This is a genomic window from Synechococcus sp. UW106 (assembly GCF_900474015.1).
Taxonomy (GTDB): Bacteria; Cyanobacteriota; Cyanobacteriia; order PCC-6307; family Cyanobiaceae; genus Parasynechococcus.
The window spans coordinates 160363-176705 of record NZ_UCNV01000009.1; the positions used below are offsets into that span (position 1 = coordinate 160363).

15 protein-coding genes are annotated in these 16343 nt (G+C 59.4%); 6 read left to right on the top strand and 9 right to left on the bottom strand.

The genetic code is table 11. The annotated features are described in order from the left end of the window. Positions 1 to 112: 112 nt before the first annotated feature. The 5 genes from DXY30_RS08560 to DXY30_RS08580 all read right to left on the bottom strand — a co-directional run bounded on the left by DXY30_RS08560 (position 113) and on the right by DXY30_RS08580 (position 5449). A complete protein-coding gene (locus DXY30_RS08560; RefSeq protein ID WP_115094478.1) occupies positions 113 to 1300 on the bottom strand; it encodes a glycosyltransferase in 1188 nt (395 codons plus the stop codon). Next, positions 1300 to 3138, bottom strand: coding sequence for an ABC transporter ATP-binding protein (locus DXY30_RS08565; RefSeq protein ID WP_115094479.1), 1839 nt, complete (start codon positions 3136 to 3138; stop codon positions 1300 to 1302). Before DXY30_RS08565 ends, DXY30_RS08560 begins: the two co-directional genes overlap by 1 nt. Before the next feature lie 66 nt (positions 3139 to 3204). Further along, the gene (locus DXY30_RS08570; protein WP_115094480.1) at positions 3205 to 4242 is read right to left on the bottom strand and encodes a glycosyltransferase; all 1038 of its coding nucleotides are present in this window, start codon (positions 4240 to 4242) and stop codon (positions 3205 to 3207) included. 10 nt (positions 4243 to 4252) lie between these two features. Beyond that, on the bottom strand, positions 4253 to 4966 hold the full coding sequence (locus DXY30_RS08575; protein WP_115024809.1) for a heme oxygenase (biliverdin-producing): 714 nt from the start codon (positions 4964 to 4966) through the stop codon (positions 4253 to 4255). Between the two features lie 75 nt (positions 4967 to 5041). Further along, positions 5042 to 5449: a hypothetical protein gene (locus tag DXY30_RS08580; protein WP_115094481.1), complete on the bottom strand. Its 408-nt coding sequence runs from the start codon at positions 5447 to 5449 to the stop codon at positions 5042 to 5044. 113 nt (positions 5450 to 5562) lie between these two features. Here DXY30_RS08580 and DXY30_RS08585 point away from each other — a divergent pair, with 113 nt between their 5' ends. Together DXY30_RS08585 and DXY30_RS08590 are read left to right on the top strand one after the other, a co-directional pair. After that, positions 5563 to 6318, top strand: coding sequence for a 5'-methylthioadenosine/adenosylhomocysteine nucleosidase (locus DXY30_RS08585; RefSeq protein ID WP_115094482.1), 756 nt, complete (start codon positions 5563 to 5565; stop codon positions 6316 to 6318). Further along, a complete protein-coding gene (locus tag DXY30_RS08590; RefSeq protein ID WP_371638798.1) occupies positions 6318 to 7523 on the top strand; it encodes a ChbG/HpnK family deacetylase in 1206 nt (401 codons plus the stop codon). The genes DXY30_RS08585 and DXY30_RS08590 overlap by 1 nt, the downstream gene beginning before the upstream one ends. On the opposite strand, the gene DXY30_RS08595 is transcribed toward DXY30_RS08590, so the two are convergent. Next, positions 7506 to 8456, bottom strand: coding sequence for a glycosyltransferase family 2 protein (locus tag DXY30_RS08595; RefSeq protein WP_115094483.1), 951 nt, complete (start codon positions 8454 to 8456; stop codon positions 7506 to 7508). The genes DXY30_RS08590 and DXY30_RS08595 overlap by 18 nt on opposite strands. An 82-nt stretch (positions 8457 to 8538) precedes the next feature. Between DXY30_RS08595 and DXY30_RS08600 the strand changes: the two genes are divergently transcribed. From DXY30_RS08600 to DXY30_RS08610, 3 genes are read left to right on the top strand one after another with little or no spacing between them, the layout of a single operon-like run. Continuing rightward, positions 8539 to 9963, top strand: a complete 1425-nt coding sequence (locus DXY30_RS08600) for an NADP-dependent isocitrate dehydrogenase (protein WP_115094484.1) — start codon at positions 8539 to 8541, stop codon at positions 9961 to 9963. Between the two features lie 21 nt (positions 9964 to 9984). Then, positions 9985 to 10710 carry a sulfotransferase family 2 domain-containing protein gene (locus DXY30_RS08605; protein WP_137006829.1) on the top strand — a complete coding sequence of 242 codons (726 nt, stop codon included), beginning with the start codon at positions 9985 to 9987 and terminating at the stop codon, positions 10708 to 10710. Positions 10711 to 10753: 43 nt separating this feature from the next. Beyond that, a complete protein-coding gene (locus DXY30_RS08610; RefSeq protein ID WP_115094486.1) occupies positions 10754 to 12130 on the top strand; it encodes a (Fe-S)-binding protein in 1377 nt (458 codons plus the stop codon). On the opposite strand, the gene DXY30_RS08615 is transcribed toward DXY30_RS08610, so the two are convergent. Continuing rightward, positions 12029 to 13375 carry a four-carbon acid sugar kinase family protein gene (locus DXY30_RS08615; protein WP_115094487.1) on the bottom strand — a complete coding sequence of 449 codons (1347 nt, stop codon included), beginning with the start codon at positions 13373 to 13375 and terminating at the stop codon, positions 12029 to 12031. The two genes, DXY30_RS08610 and DXY30_RS08615, sit on opposite strands and share 102 nt — an antisense overlap. 14 nt (positions 13376 to 13389) lie before the next feature. Here DXY30_RS08615 and DXY30_RS08620 point away from each other — a divergent pair, with 14 nt between their 5' ends. Then, positions 13390 to 14541: an FAD-binding oxidoreductase gene (locus DXY30_RS08620; protein WP_115094488.1), complete on the top strand. Its 1152-nt coding sequence runs from the start codon at positions 13390 to 13392 to the stop codon at positions 14539 to 14541. On the opposite strand, the gene DXY30_RS08625 is transcribed toward DXY30_RS08620, so the two are convergent. Then, complete coding sequence (locus DXY30_RS08625) at positions 14526 to 15380, bottom strand: galactose mutarotase (protein ID WP_244281343.1); 855 nt, start codon at positions 15378 to 15380, stop codon at positions 14526 to 14528. The genes DXY30_RS08620 and DXY30_RS08625 overlap by 16 nt on opposite strands. A 28-nt stretch (positions 15381 to 15408) precedes the next feature. Further along, a complete protein-coding gene (locus DXY30_RS08630; RefSeq protein WP_371638799.1) occupies positions 15409 to 16329 on the bottom strand; it encodes an alpha/beta fold hydrolase in 921 nt (306 codons plus the stop codon). Positions 16330 to 16343 lie beyond the last annotated feature (14 nt).

The following is a 16343-nucleotide window of genomic DNA, read 5'->3' on the forward strand; positions in this document are numbered from 1 at the left end:
GTCCAAAGCTGTTCACGCCGCTGGTTGAAAGATTTCAGCAACGCAAAAATCGGCGGGGCAACGCGATTAAGCCATCTCTTGACAGCAACCAGCTGGAGCGAGAGCTGCTCCTTCATCCAACGCATTCCCCTTGAGAACGCAGCAGCTTCAGCATGCGACGGGTTCGACTTTGATAGGTGTAACCCTCAATTCCGCTCAATCGCTCATCGAGACGTGGACCCTCTCCTGACAAAACACGTTGGAGCTGCTCGCTGAACTCCAACGGATCCGGTGGGCAGAGACAACAAATAGCCTCAAAGGCATGAAGGGCATGAATCCGCGTGGAGACCACAGGCAACCCAGCGAAGAGATACTCGAAAAATTTCATCGGAAACATCGCGCGGGTGTATGGATTGCACTGCAATGGCAACCAGGCGCACTGAAAAGCAGCCAAAAACTGTGGGAGTTGGCTGTAGGGCTTCGGGCCAAGCCAATGCACATTGCTGAGACCACACAACTGCGAGAGATCCGTGCTGGGCTCACCCTCTGACTGTGGCCCGATGAAGACGAATTGCCACTCAGGGCGACGAACGGCGACCGCACGAATCAGCGCAAAATCAAGTTTGTAGCTGCTGATCGCACCAACGAAACCAATTTTGGGCTCTGAAATTCCTACCAACTCCGGCGGACAGACGAACGTGGGGTCATGACGAAGTTCAAGTGATGCGGAAAAATGATCCCGGTCAGCAACATTGGGCTCGTAACAGATTCGTTCTGTATACGTTGTCAGCCGTTCAGTGAGATACGGCGACGTTGTGAATACCTGGTCGACGGAGCGACATAAGCGGGCTTCTTCAGATTCAATCAAACTCCTGGGCATACAGGGCTGCTCCTGAATCGCATCAACCGCGTGATAGATCGACAGTTCGAACCCTTTCAACGGCAAATAGAGCAACGTCAGCGGGTTGTATGTCCAAAGCCAAGGGGAACGGAAGCGCAACAACCAACAAGCCAGTGACACGCTGAAACGAATCATCAAGCGGTTCAGGCTTAGCGCAATCCCACGGGATCCACCGGGCACAACCAAGGGAGACAACACCCAGATCCCCGGTCGCACCGCCCGCAGGAAACGCAGCCCAAGAAACAGCCTCCGTAGGATCCTTCTGAAATCCTGTGTTTTGGTTTGAACCGAGCGAAGACCAAGGGATTCAACGTACAAAACTCGCTCACCTTCAGCGGCGAGTGCACAGGCAACGTGCTGCTTGTTCGTCCAAAGGGGATGATCCCAGTCAGCGGTGGATAGCAGAACGATATCTGCCATCAAGTGTTTTCAATGCGATACATATCCCTGAACGTTTCCGAATTCTCGCAGAGAGAGACAAAATCGCCCTGAGCGTGGATCTTGCCATTTTCAATCTCGACAATTCGATCGCACTTTTTGACTGTTGACAGCCGATGGGCGATCACGATGGTTGTGCAGCGACGCCCCACCAGATCCAAGGCCTGAAGAAGATCATGCTCTGTTCTGTTGTCAAGAGCACTTGTCGCTTCATCCAAGACAAGAATCTTGGCACCACGATAAAAGGCTCGTGCCAGCGCGAGACGCTGACGTTGCCCCCCAGACAACTTGACGCCATTTTCTCCAATCATGGTGTAGAGGCCATAGGGCATTTGAGCCACAACATCATCAAACTGAGCAGTCTTCAACGCAGCCCAAATATCCTCATCGTCGATCGAATCATTGTCCAATCCAAACGCCACATTGTCGCGAATACTTCCATCAAAAAGACGAATATCTTGAGGCACCAAGGCGCAATTGGCCTGCCACGCAGGCAAGTCTTGCGCACTCACAGGAATGCCGTCCAACATGAGCTGACCCGATGATGGCTGGAGCAAACCCAGCAACAGATGGGCAATTGTGGTTTTTCCACTTCCCGTGCGTCCAACCAAGGCAAAACGGGAGCCAATCGGAATCGAGAGATTGACTGCATCAACAATTAATTTTTCGCTGCGCCGATATAAAAAACTGACATTATTCAACTGAATCAGCCGGCGGGGCATTAACCCTTCTGGGGTTGGTACACCAGGAGAAGACAAAAGAAGTCGCTCAGGCTTCAGATCCAACAAGTCCAGCGCATCTTTTATTTCAGGTAGGCCACCACGCAAACGGTTCAGACTACGGAATGTGTTCTGCAGCGGCCCAGAAATCTTCAACAACGTGAACATGATTGCGAACAAATCGGGAATCGCATTACGCACATCACTGGAATCCCCATTCAAAACAGCTGGGGCCAAACCGACCAAAAACAGAATCGAAACACCAGCAGGCTCGATCAAAAAGCGCGGAACATCAGGCAGCAAGCGCGTCAGTCGATCGTACCTTTTTGCGATGACTCCATCCGAAGAAAAGCGAGTCACAAAATATTTATCAGCCGAGTACAGATGAACATCCCGTATGGATCGCAACGACTCCATCAGCAAAAGATTGATCCGTCGGCCGTAACGAACACGCTGCTTGGTCGCCAACCTTAAATAAGGAGTAATAAGCACCGAAGCCACTGCGTAGGCAATCAACATCAGCAAGAAGATGGCCAAGGCCTGATAGCCAAGGACAAAAACAACACCAACCAACAGAGACGTGACCGACAAAGCATTGCCGGCAATCGCAATCAAAGGAATCACAACCTTGGTTGAAACACTATTGAGAATTCGATTGAATTTTTCAGAGAGATTGGCCGTGCGGTTTTCAATAAAAAATTCATACCGCTGCTGGAGAACATTTTGGTAAACCTGATTGACGAGGTCATTCCATATCTCCGCACTCAGGAGACTTTGCATCAAAGACACAAGAAAACGCACGAAAGATGTAAGCCAGAATGAAGCAATCAATAAGGCCAAAAGCCAACCCGTTTGATCTAAAATTCCGCCACCAAAAACCCAAATTCCTGGCAAGCGATCTGCAAGCTTTGCGCCTGAAAAAAGGCCAACAAATCGGGCTAAAAATGCAATCAGAAGAAGATCAAGGATGCCCTGAAAAAACGATGCAAGAAGGACAAAACCGACCAACCGTTTCCGCCTTGCCGGCAACTTGCCCAGCAACGCCGAAATATCTTTCCAAGTCTGACTCTGCAGGGAAAATCTCGGAAACTGACGGCTCATCTTTCCCAAGCCAGAACCGACGCATCAACCTCTTCAGTGACCGTACGCGCCAGGGATCATGCTGCCCTAACGGGAAGGCCAGACGGGCAACCGATTGACCACTCGCTGAAGCCGTGAGAGCAGCTGCTGCAGCTGCAACCGCCACGTGGGGGCACTACTCAGATCTGGCCCGGATGCAGCTTCCAGGGCATCCAGAAGAGTGAAGGCGTCTCGCCAGCGCTTCAGCAGCTCAGCTTCTGAACATTCCTGCAGCAAAGCCTCCAAACGGTCGAATGAAGGGCGCCAGCTCTGGGGAGCAGCAACAGCGCCCTTGATCCGCTCGAGATCGAAACTCAGACGTCCACAACCGACCTGATGCACTGTGTGACTGGGATCGCCGTAGTCGGCCAGGGCATGATTCAGGCTGCTGAACACAACGCAGCCGCAAGCCAGCGCTTCCAGCGGCGGCAACCCGAAACCCTCGGTCACGCCGCGCCCGCGCCAGTACTCCGCTGAGTCGTAGAGGTACACCGTGGAGCGATTGAACAGTTCGACCAAGTCATCCACCCAGCCGGCCTGCACCTCCACCACAAGACCGGCCTGCCGCAACGCCGGCACCAACTGATTCAGTACATAGGGGCTGCTCTTGCGGGCTTGCACCAGCACATCGATGGATCGACTTTGGCGTGCCGAACGGTCGCCACGGTCAAGCCAAGCCTGGCCCAGGGCATTCGGAACCAAGAACAAGGGATTGCGGGGAGCCTTGTCACCCCAATAGCCCAGGGTGTTGCGGCTGACGGCCAATACCGGGACTCCAGGCGGCAATCCAAAGCCGTATTGGCTGCTGTGGGCGTGATAAACAACCCGACGGCCGTTCAACCGACGGATCAAACCAGGAACGTCAAAACCCCAGCTGACCACCCAGACAACTTGGGCATCAGGGGGCTCATGACGAAGACAATCATCCAGGTACGGATGATCGGGTGAACGCTCGCGGTAAGTGACCAATTCGGTCGGGCACAGATTCGCTACAAGTCGGGCGGTCTGCTGTTCGACGCTGAGCCCACCACAACGAAAGCGGCGACCGGTCCCGGGGACCAGAAAACGAATCAGTTCGGTGGGCACCAGCGAAAACTCAAGCGGCGGCGGCCTCGGTGCTGCCAGCCCGCTGACGTCGAGTCAGAAAACCGAACAGAACCTTGCCAATGGCGGCAACGAGATTGCCCTCAAGCTCCTTGAACATGTTCATGTTCAGGTGGAAGGCATGGTTGGCTTCCTCAACAATGCGATCAGCCGTGGCCTGATCGATCGGGAGACTATCCATGGCAGCCCGGTACTGGGTCTTGAACGCCTTCTCGTCGGCAATGTCATCAAAGACATAGAAACGAAGACCATCGTCTCCATCCATATTCATTGCCTTCTGAGCGATGTTCTTGAGAATCTGACCACCGGAGAGATCACCGAGGTAACGGGTGTAGTGGTGACCCACCAAGAGCTCAGGGGACTCCTTCGCAACAGCATGAATCCGTTCGACATAAGCCACTGCCGACGGAGACGGCTGAATCTGCTCTTTCCAACCCTCACCGAAGTAGTAGGTGAGGTCTTGCTCGAGAGATTCACGACGATTGAGCTCTTTCTTGCCAATCGGTCCAACAACAGGATGATCACCCAGCTTGTCGATCTCCTCTTCCATCGCCTCATAGACGAAGTAAAGGTCTGCAACAAGCTTGCGATAGCTGGATTTGTCGACGACGCCTTTTAAGAAGCAACTCACAAAGCCGGTGTTTTCGGCCATGGTGTGAGACTTTTTCGTGCCTTCACGGATCTGGGCAGCCAGTGCAACGGACATGAATGCTTGTGATTGGACCGATAGAAGGACCCTATAAGCAGTCCACGTAAGGGTGGCCTTGAGCGTTGCGAAGGGTTACGCCGCTGTATCAGATACAGCATGTCCGTCGAACAGTTCAAACAACTGGCGACAGATCTGCTGAAGCTGCTTCACCTGCTGCTGCTGGGGCAAATGGCGGCCTTCCGGCAGCCACTCACCGACCGTGGCCAGGCGCCAGCGTTCGCCGTCGTAGGTCATGCCCCGCATCAACACCCCCAGCAGACGCAGCTGTTCATCGTCTCTCTCTTCGCTGATGCGCAATTGCATCAGCAAACTGCGGCATTCCAGCCGTGGACTCCAACCAGGAAAGTGGAATGAAAGATCCAACGATTCCTCCTCACTCCACTGCCGGGTCTGCGGGTCATCCCGCCAGGGGCTGAGGTTGGCCTGTGCAGCAGGAAACTGTTGACGCACCAGCGTGATCGTGGAGGCCAGTGCTCGCATCCGGGCCACGCTGTGTACCGACTCACCCGCGTTCACTGGACCCTCCGACTTCCGCACAGTGTGCAGGGAGATGCAAGAGGTCGCCGTTACGGTTGCCCGAGGTTTAAGAAACCATGACGCAACCGCTGCACATTGCCCTGCTTGGCGCGATGCCGGAGGAGATCGGCTCCGATCTGAGCCACCTCAAGGACCTGAGCTGCAGCGAACATGGAGATCTCAAAATCCATCGGGGATCCTGGGGTGACAACGTGCGCCTCAGCCTGGCCTGGAGTGGCTGGGGCAAGGTGAGCGCTGCGCGGGCAGCCACACGTCTGCTCGCCAGCGATCCCAGCATCGATCTGCTGTTGTTCACCGGTGTCGCCGGCGCTGCGGATCCAGCCCTGCGTCAATGGGATGTGGTGTTGGCCGATGCAGTGGTGCAGCACGACATGGATGCCCGACCCCTGTTCCCACGGTTCACGCTGCCAGCGCTCAATCAGGACCAGCTCCGACCACAGCCGGCCTGGTTTCACTGGGCCGAGACCGCTCTTCAGGAGGCTCACGGCGCCAGCGAACTGGACGGATTCGCATGTCCACGCAGCGGTCTGATCGCAACGGGGGATCGCTTCATCGGCGATCCCGCGGTGCTGCAAACGCTGCGGGACGCCCTTCCCAATCTGCTGGCTGTTGAGATGGAAGGCGCCGCCGTCGCGCAGGTGGCCGAGCAGGAGGGCGTCCCCTGGCTTGTGCTGCGGGTGATTTCCGATGGTGCCGATGAGGCGGCAGCCCAGAGCTTTGAAGACTTCGTCAAACGCTACGAGGAGAAAGCATGGCGGCTGATTGAGGCCCTGCTGCAACGCTGCAACGACACGCCCCAGCGATGCGCATGATGCCTCTGCTGAACCGCTTGCTGCGGTACGGCGTCGTGGGGGGCACGGCCGCCGCGGTTCACATTGGCGTGCTGCTGCTGCTGGGCCAGTGGATGACCCTGAGCCTGGCCAACCCCATCGCCTTCCTGGCCGCCTCAGTAGCGGGGTATCTCGGCCACGCCTTACTGACCTTCCGGGAAGAGACCGGTGGTCGCCAGTTCGCCCGTCGCTGGCTGCTGCTGCAGTACGTCGTCAACATCAGTGTCTGCGCTCTGCTGCCGCTTCTCAAAGCCCCGATCTTGGTGCTGGTGTTCACACCCACGGTGCTGAATGCACTGATCTGGAGTCGAGCGGCCCGCTTCAGTGCCAAGTCCCGCCACCAACAAAACGGCCAACCACCGCTGCTCCATGCCGACGACCTCGGGTTGGCTGAGGGGGTTGATGCGGCGATCATCGATCTCGCCCGAAGGGGACAGATCCAGGGAGCCAGTCTTCTGGTGAATGGTCCAAGTGCAGCTGCCGCCGTCGAAGCCTGGCGCGACCTTGCTGATCCACCACCACTCACGCTTCACCTCTGCCTGACCGAAGGGCATCGCCTGCCCAACTCTCCGGATCTGCCAACCGGATTCGGCACCTTGCTGCTGGCCTCGATCCTGCCGTGGCAACACCAACGCATCGCACCCCAGCTACGCACCGTTCTGCTGCAGCAGATCAGCCGCTACCGCCAACTCACCGGGCTTCAGCGGATCCGACTCGATGGCCACCAGCACATCCATCTCGTGCCCCTGGTGCTGGATGCCGTGCTGGATCTGGCCCGTTCCGAATCGATTACCTGGGTGCGCACGACGCGGGAACCACTGCCGGAAGGCTTGTCCCTGAAACTCTGGTGGCGCAGCCTGCAAACAGGAGGGCTGATCAAGTGGCTGGTACTGCAGCTGCTGAGCGGGCTGGCCATCCCCCGGCTACGCCGGGCCGGGATTCCAACCAACCAGCGCTTCGCCGGTGTGTTGTTCAGTGGATCGATGTTCGGAAATGCGTTGCGTCGCAGCTGGCTCACGGCCCACAGCCCCAGCACGATCCCTCGCGAATCAAGGCCCGTTGTGCTCATCCACCCGGCCCGCCGCCATGCCGCATCGGGCATGGATCAGGAGACCTTTCAGCAGTCCGTGGCCTTTTTCAACTCCTCCCACCGCCAAAAAGAGTGGACTTCAGCGCAACAGCTCTGAGCCCTGATGCACGGCTCTGACGAAATAGTGCGGCCGCCGTTTGACATCGATGTAGATCCGGCCGATGTATTCGCCCAGCACACCGATGCCAATCAACTGAATCCCCCCGAGGAACAGAACAGCCACGATCAGTGAGGCATAGCCCGGCAGATCCACACCAAAGACCAGGGTGCGCAGAACGATCAGTGCGGCATAGATGAAGCTCAGGAACGAAATGAAAACACCGATCACGCCCCAAACCTTCAACGGCTTCACCGTGAACGAAAAGATGCCGTCCAGGGCATAGCGCCAGAGCTTGAGAGAGCTCCAGGATGTGGCACCAGCGGCGCGAGCCACACGGCTGTAGGCGATCTCCTCGCTGCGATAACCGGTCCAGGGCATTAACCCCTTGGAAAAACGCGTGGCCTCACGCAACTGGGTCACCGCCTCAACCACGGGTGCACTCAGCAGACGGAAATCACCGGCCCCCTCCTGAAGCTGGATCGAATCCACCAGGCGGTTGAACACCCGGTAGAACCAGGATGCCGTGGCGACCTTCACCAGCCCTTCGGCATCGCGGTCATCCCGCACGGCGGTGACCACCTCGGCGCCATTGCGCCAGGCCTCCACCATCGCCGGAATCCGTTCGGGAGGGTGCTGAAGATCGGAATCGATCAACACCGCCGCGGCACAGCGTCCGTTGGCGTAGTCCAGCCCCGCCAGCATCGCCGCCTCCTTGCCGAAGTTACGGGTGAGCTCCAGCAGCGTGACGCCCTGGTCGGCATGCCTCTGCTGCCAGGCTTGGATCACCGCCACCGTGGCATCGGACGATCCGTCGTCAATGAGCAGAAGACGGTCAACATCCGGCAAGGCCATAACCCTCTCGATGAAGGCGCTGATCACCTCGGCTTCGTTGAAGCAGGCCGCCACCACCCACACCTGCTCGCTGGCCATGAATGCGCGGTTTGCACTATCGGGAACCGTAGGGCTACCGGCTCAGTCATAGGCTCGGCCTGCTGACGCCCGACCAACCGCCATGGCCCAGTTCGAGAAGCTCACCGCCCCCAGCCAGGGCACACCGATCCGCTTCGAGAACGGTCAACCCGTGGTGGCCAACAACCCGATCATCCCCTTCATCCGGGGCGATGGCACCGGCGTTGACATCTGGCCCGCCACGCAAAAGGTTTTGGATGCTGCCGTGGCCAAGGCCTACAGCGGCAGCAAGAGCATTGAGTGGTTCAAGGTGTATGCCGGCGATGAAGCCTGCGACCTCTACGGCACCTACCAGTACCTGCCCGAGGACACCCTCGAAGCGATCCGCAGCTACGGCGTGGCCATCAAAGGCCCCCTCACCACACCAGTGGGCGGCGGCATCCGTTCGCTGAATGTGGCCCTGCGCCAGATCTTTGATCTGTATTCCTGCGTGCGCCCGTGCCGCTACTACGAAGGCACCCCAAGCCCCCACAAGCGTCCCCAGGATCTGGACGTGATCGTCTACCGGGAGAACACCGAAGACATCTACATGGGGGTGGAGTGGGAAGCCGATGACGCCGTCGGCCAAGAGCTGCGCAAGCACCTCAACGAAGTGGTGATCCCCGCCAACGGCAAGCTCGGAAAGCGCCAAATCCCCGAGGGATCAGGCATCGGCATCAAGCCGGTGAGCAAAAACGGCAGCCAACGCCACATCCGCAAGGCGATTCAGCACGCCCTTCGCCTTGAGGGCAACAAGCGCCACGTGACCCTGGTGCACAAGGGCAACATCATGAAATTCACGGAAGGGGCCTTCCGCGACTGGGGCTATGAGCTGGCCACCACCGAATTCCGCGATGTGTGCATCACCGAGCGGGAGAGCTGGATCCTCGGCAACCTCGAGAAGGACCCCAACCTGAGCGTGCAGGCCAACGCACGGATGATCGAACCGGGCTACGACAGCCTCACACCAGAGAAGAAAGTCGACATCGATGCGGAAGTGCAGGCGGTGATCGACGCCATCGGCAGCAGCCATGGTGACGGCAAATGGAAAGAAATGGTGCTGGTGGATGACCGCATCGCCGACAGCATCTTCCAGCAGATCCAGACCCGCCCCCAGGAGTATTCGATCCTCGCCACGCTCAACCTCAACGGCGACTACATCTCCGATGCCGCGGCCGCGATGGTGGGAGGCCTGGGCATGGCCCCTGGCGCCAACATCGGCGAGAACGCTGCCATCTTCGAAGCGACCCACGGCACCGCCCCGAAACACGCCGGCCTCGACCGGATCAACCCCGGTTCAGTGATCCTCAGCGGCGTGATGATGCTGGAGTTCCTCGGCTGGCAGGAGGCTGCTGATCTGGTGACCAAGGGTCTCAGTGCCGCCATCGCCGACAAGCAGGTCACCTACGACCTGGCCCGACTGATGGAACCCCAAGTGGACCCCGTGAGCTGCAGCGGCTTTGCCGAGGCGATCATTGACCGCTTCTGAACAATCAACTGCTTGAGATTCGTGATTATTAATCACTCAAATAAATTCATATTTTTTGCCAACCGGAAGACAGCATCGACATCAACAGCGATTGCACTGTCCAGCAGCTGCAATCGCAAAGACGTCATTACGCCATTAGGTCGAGACGAAAAGATTCGCCGGGAGCTTGGCTACCAGGGACCCACAAATTATATTCCCTGGTGGAACAAAATCAACTACTTTGCAATTAAAGCAAAGTGCAAACTACAAAAAAAAGGCGTCAGCCGCTATCTCAAATCAATTGGGTTGCACACACACATTGAGGCAACAACTGCCCTTAGCAAAAATTACATCAGTGCATCGACATTCGAGAGCTATTACAGCTTCTGCTTCATTCGAAACCCATGGGACCATGCTCTTTCCCAGTTTTTTGAACTCAAAAAAGACCAGAAGAGGCACAAAGACCTCGATCTAGACACTTTTATCAACGACGGTCTTCTAGAAAATTTCGCAACTTCTTGCCGATCAATTTATAGCCACAAAGGAACAATCCTCGTGAACCACTTATATCACTACGAACAACTTCAGGAAGCCATTGAAAATCTATTTAACGATCTCAATCTAGCCGGAAATCCACAACTTCCGAAAGCCAAATCCACCTTACGCACCGACAAAAGGCCCTACAAAGAAATACTCAATTCAAATCAAAAAGACGCAATTGAGCGCATCTTTTACCAAGAAGTGGAATGGGGAAAGTATCAGTTTTAAAGCCTTCCAGGCAATGAAATCGTCAAGCAGTCAGACTTGATTGATGGGACTCGAATCCGGCTCTTCATCTCGCACCCAACTCCCCGGACTTCCCGCCGGTGCCGCTGACCCCTGCGTGCACTGCGGCTTCTGCTTGCCCACCTGTGCCAGCTATCGGGTGCTGGCCAGTGAGATGGACTCCCCCCGCGGCCGCATCCATGCACTGCGGGCAATTGAAGCCGGCGAGCTGGAACTGGATGCCACGGTCGCCAGCCATTTCGACACCTGCCTTGGCTGCTTCGCCTGCGTGAGCGCCTGTCCTTCGGGGGTGCGCTACGACCAGCTGATCGAAGCAACCCGGCCAAAGCTGATCGATGCGGGCCAGCGAAGCCCATGGCAGGTGGCCTTCCGCCAGCTGTTGCTGCAGGTGCTGCCCTACCCCAAGCGCCTGCGAGCCCTGCTGCAACCCCTGAGGGCCTATGCCGGCACACCACTGCAACACCTGGCCCGCCGCTCCGGGCTCACCCGTCTGTTCGGGCCGGAGATCGAAGCGATGGAGCAACTGCTGCCCCCCCTGGTGCCGGAAAGCTTCAGCGACCAACTGCTTCAGATCAATCCCGCCACCGGCGAACGCCGCGGCCGCGTGGCGCTGTTGCTGGGCTGCGTACAGCGCTGCTTCGATCCCAGCGTCAGCACCGCAACGGTGAAGGTGCTGCAGGCCAACGGTTTTGAGGTGGTGATTCCGCCTGACCAAGGCTGCTGCGGTGCCGTGAGTCATCACCAGGGTGAGCTGGAGCTCACCCGCCAGCTCGCGTCGAATCTCATTCAGAGCATGAATGCCATCGAAGGAGAGTTGGATGCGGTGATCGTGGCCGCCTCCGGCTGCGGCCACACGATGAAGGCCTACGGCGAGCTGCTGAACGGCGACATCCAATTCCGTGCTCCGGTACTGGATGTGCAGGAGTTCCTGGCGGATCGTGGCCTGCTGGAGACGTTCCGCACGCAACTGCAACCTCTCCCCGTGGTTGTGGCCATTCATGACGCCTGCCACATGATTCACGGCCAGGGCATCCAGGCCCAACCTCGCCAACTCTTGCGAGCCATCCCCGACATTCAGCTGAAGGAAGCGACCGAAGCGGGGGTGTGCTGCGGCAGTGCAGGCATCTACAACCTTGTGCAACCGGAGGAGGCCGCTGAACTGGGGCGGATCAAGGCCGATGACCTCAGCGGCACCGGAGCTGAACTGGTGGCCAGCGCCAACATCGGTTGCACCCTGCAGTTGCGGCGGCACCTAGGCGATCGAGCCCAGGTACTGCACCCGATGGAACTGCTGGCTGCCTCAGCCGGCCTCCATGCGCTGCCAGGCGTCCCGCAGGGTGTCGGCACCACCAAGATTGCCCGGGAAGGTGAGAATTGGCAGATCGCTGCAGGGTCCCCCTGACGGGCGCACGAGCGATAGTCCCGGCAACAGCTGCCCTTCCAGCTGCACCGACTCAAGTGACAAACCACCGGCCAGCAGGGTCTGGGTGGTGATGCCCCCTTTGCTGATCAGATAGCCCAAATCAGGGGCGAAGGCGGCCGCAAGTCTCCCCATCAACGCAGCCAGTGCGCAGGACAAGCGCCGGCCCTCGTGCTCTGAAGCACAGCGCAGCTCACCGCGGCTGGTGAACAGCACCGGTGTGGCGCCAGCGTCGAGCAGCGCTCGCAACTGCTGCAACCAGACCCGCTCCAGGTCTGCCAACAACAGATCGGGTGTTGGTCCCTCCAGCACCCTGGCGATGCGATGCACCGGCAGCTCTAGGCCAGCACAACCGGGGGCAGCCAGGAGCCGGTCGAGTTGCCGATCCGCCAAGGGCACGTGCGAGCCCACCATCACCAATCCCGGCAGAGCCGTTCCGTGGGCAGCCCGTCGCCGCAGCGCCACAAGGCCTTTTGCATCCAACGGCGGTGGGCCGGGATCCGCCAGGGCCTTCACCATGCTGGCGGCAGAGCGGAACAGAAAACGTTTCTCTCCCTGAAGGGCACGCACCGCTGCGGCTAAAGCATTGAGCTGCTCCTGACGCTCGGCATCCACCACCACCGACACATTGGCCTGGAAACAGCGGAGGCGATCAATCAACTGCGGCAGGCCAGCACCACAGGCGGCATCGAGCTCACGGCCAGACATCCGCAGCACCGAAGCCGCGGCAATGGTTCCATCGCTTTTCTCCTCCAGCCAGCCGGCCAGATCACTACTGCTGAAACCAAACAGCCGGTCTTTGGCAAACGGCGTGGTGTGCACCGGTTCGCCGTGGAGGAGATGTACCCCGTTCACGGTGGTACGGCCTCCTTCCAGAAAAGCCGGCACATGCAAGGTGGCATCAAAGGGGCCGAAGGACGCCTGCAAGGCCTCAGGCTCTCGTACCCCATGGCCGCGCAGAGTCGAATCCCCGCGACTCACCAACAGCACCTGATCGCGCGCCAAACCCTCCCGCAGCAACGCCTGATCCAGCGCTGCGGCAATGCTGCGGTTGCGTTCAGCCGCATCCGTTGGCGTCAGCGCCCGGGTGTCCGCCAGCAAAAACAACAACGACGAGGGCTGGCGCAACCCCCGGCGCAGGGTTTCGACATCCCAGCGCAGCAGCAGAGGACAGCTGTGCACCGTCTGCGAGCCGGTGGGATCGTCGTCAATGACCACAACCTTCATGGCACCATCGTGCCGTGAGCCATTCCCCCGCTACCCGCAGCGATCTGATCGACCTGGTTCGCCAGTGGCATCAGAGCGCCACACCCTGGACGCCCAGTGGCCTGGAAACACGCCTGGACTGGGGCCCGCCGCTCAATCCCAGCCACGAGGTGCTCTCGTGTCGTCAGCTCAATCGGGTGATCGACCATGCGATGGACGATCTAACCATCACGGTGGAAGCCGGCCTGCCACTGCAAGACCTGCAGGATCTACTGGCGGAACAGGGGCAATGGCTACCGATTGACTGGCCCCGGGCCGGCGCGCCCGGAACCATTGGCGGACTGGTGGCCCGGGGGCTGGCGGGGGGACTGCGTCAACGCCATCTGGGGGTGCGCGATCAGATCATCGGGATCGGCCTGTTGCGGGCTGATGGCGTCGAAGCCCGGGCCGGTGGACGGGTGGTGAAGAACGTGGCGGGCTACGACCTGATGCGTCTGCTCTGCGGCAGCTGGGGCAGCCTGGCGCTGATCACGGAACTCACCCTGCGGCTCCAACCGCAGCGCCCCGCCCGCAGCAGCCTGCTCGTGGATGGCGACCTTGCAGCCCAAGACAACTTCCGGACTGAACTTCTGCGCTCCAGCCTGACGCCAGAACGCTGTGACTGGATCAACAGCGGCGATGGCTCCTGGCAGCTCCGGCTGGTGGTGAGCAGCGTGTCGAACCAGGCGGTGGAAGACCAGCTGAACCGGCTGGAAAGCTTGGCGCTGCAACAACAGCTCAGTGCAGAACGCCAGCCTTGCACCGATCCGCTGACCACACCCCTCCATGCCAGCCAATCAGCCCAGCTGGTGCGGCTGGTGCTGCCGCCAGCCCAGTTGCAGTTGTTGCTGCGGGATGACGCCATGACAACCCTCAAGCCATGGTGCTGGGAACTGGCCGCCGGAGCCGGCTGTGGTGATGGCTGGTGCGACATCGCCACACCGGATCACCAGCTGGAGGCGCTGCGCCGCAGCGTGAGCCGCCTCGGCGGCGAAATGACGCTGTTGAAACGCAACGCCGGATCAACCCTGCCAGCGTGGGTTGATCGTCCCTCCCGACCACTGATCGAAGCGGTGAAACGCCAATTCGATCCCAAGCTGCAACTCAGCCGCGGCCGTCTGCCCGGGGTGCATCAGGAGACGCTGTAGCGACAGGCGAGGGTCTGCTCAGCACCAGGCTCCAGCACCAATTTTCGATCACCGCTGATCAGGGATTGGCGCGGCCCCGTCCAGGGTTCCAAGCAAACCATCGGGCGAGGCGGCTCGGTCCAGACCACGGTGAGATCCATCGGATCCTGGTGCTGGAGCTGCAGCTGGGCGCCATTGGTGTCATCGATCAGCGTGACTGAACCGGCTGGGCGGCAGAGAAAATCCACCCCTTCCGGCAGACGGGTGAGCTGATCAGCCGTGGCGGCATCAGCCATCTCCAGATGATTGAGGCAGCGCTCCGCCAAACCGGTGAGCCGGGTCTGAGCCAGGTCACTCACGTTGAAATAGGGATGCAGCCCGAAGCTGAAGGGCATCGCCGCAGCGCTGCGGTTGTGGATGGTGGTGCTGATCTCCAGAGCACTGTCAATTGGCCGCACGTCCATCTCCACCAGAAAGGCGAAGGGATAAGCCTTGAGGGTTTCATCGGTGCTGGAGAAGCTGAGACGAACCCCGCTCTGGTCGTCTAGCAGCTGCAATGCCCAGGGAAGATTCCGGGCAAAGCCGTGCTGCTGGAGCGTGTGGTCGACCCCATCGACCGTGAACACGTCGCCGGGGAGATTGCCGCAGATCGGAAACAACACCGGAATACCGCCGCGGATGCTGTTCGCAGGATCGGCATAACGCTCCTGATCGAAATAAAGCACCTCGCGCTCACCGCAACGCCACTCGCTGACGATTCCTCCCCGCTCAGGGATGATCCGCAGCCGGTCACCGCTGGTGGGGTGCACATACTCCCAGTGGGCATAGGGAGCGGCTTGCTGGGTGAGGGTCATCGGCATCCGCCACGGTGCGGAAAGTCTGGCCTAATCAAGTAGCGGAGTGCTCCGGATATGTCGGTGCTGTGGCCGACGTCAAGCCCGCCAGCCACTCCAACAGAGCTGCATTCACCTGCTCAGGCACCTCATCGTGGGGGCAGTGACCCGCCTCCAACACCACCTCAGTGGTGGCAGCCGGCGCATGGCGCTGGAAGGTGGAACGCCGCCCGGGCGCATTGATCCAGGGATCACGAATCCCCCACAACAGCAGCAATGGCGCCGTGAGTTCAGCGAACAACTCATCGAGGGGCTGGCCGCGGGGAATGTCGAACACCGTGCGGAACACACCAAATGCACCGGGATCCAGTGACGGGCGGCGGATCGACTCCACCAGCCAGTCATCGACGTTGGTCTTGTCCACATACACCTGGTTAAGCGTGCGGCGGATCGTGGCCGGACGTCGAAGGTTCTCGAACATCAGCCGCTGCAGCACCGGGCTCTTCAGCAGCGCCGTGCCGATGCTCTGACGGGCGATCGCCCCCCAACCTTGCGGAGGTTTCTGCTCATCACTGAACGGACCGGCGGCATTGAGCAGCACGACCCCCGCACAATCCGATCCCAATGCGGCCCCGGCGGCGAGGGCGGCGAATCCCCCCAAGGAATTACCGGCAATCACGGTCGGCTTACCAATCCGCTCACGCACGTAGGCCACCAGCTGATCGCGCCACAGGGCGCCGCCATAGTTCAGCTCCGCCGGCTTGGCACTCCTGCCGAAGCCCAGCAGATCGATGGCGTGCACGACATGGGTCTGGGCCAACACGGGAATGTTGTGCCGCCAGTGATCTGTGGAGGCCCCGAACCCATGGACCAACAGAAGAGCCGGGCGATCTCCAGAGGCGTCAGGCTGTTGCTGCACCGCATGAACGGTGTGGCCGAGATGGTTCCAGGGCGTGGACTCCACAACGTCGCGCAAGAGCCGCGATGCTA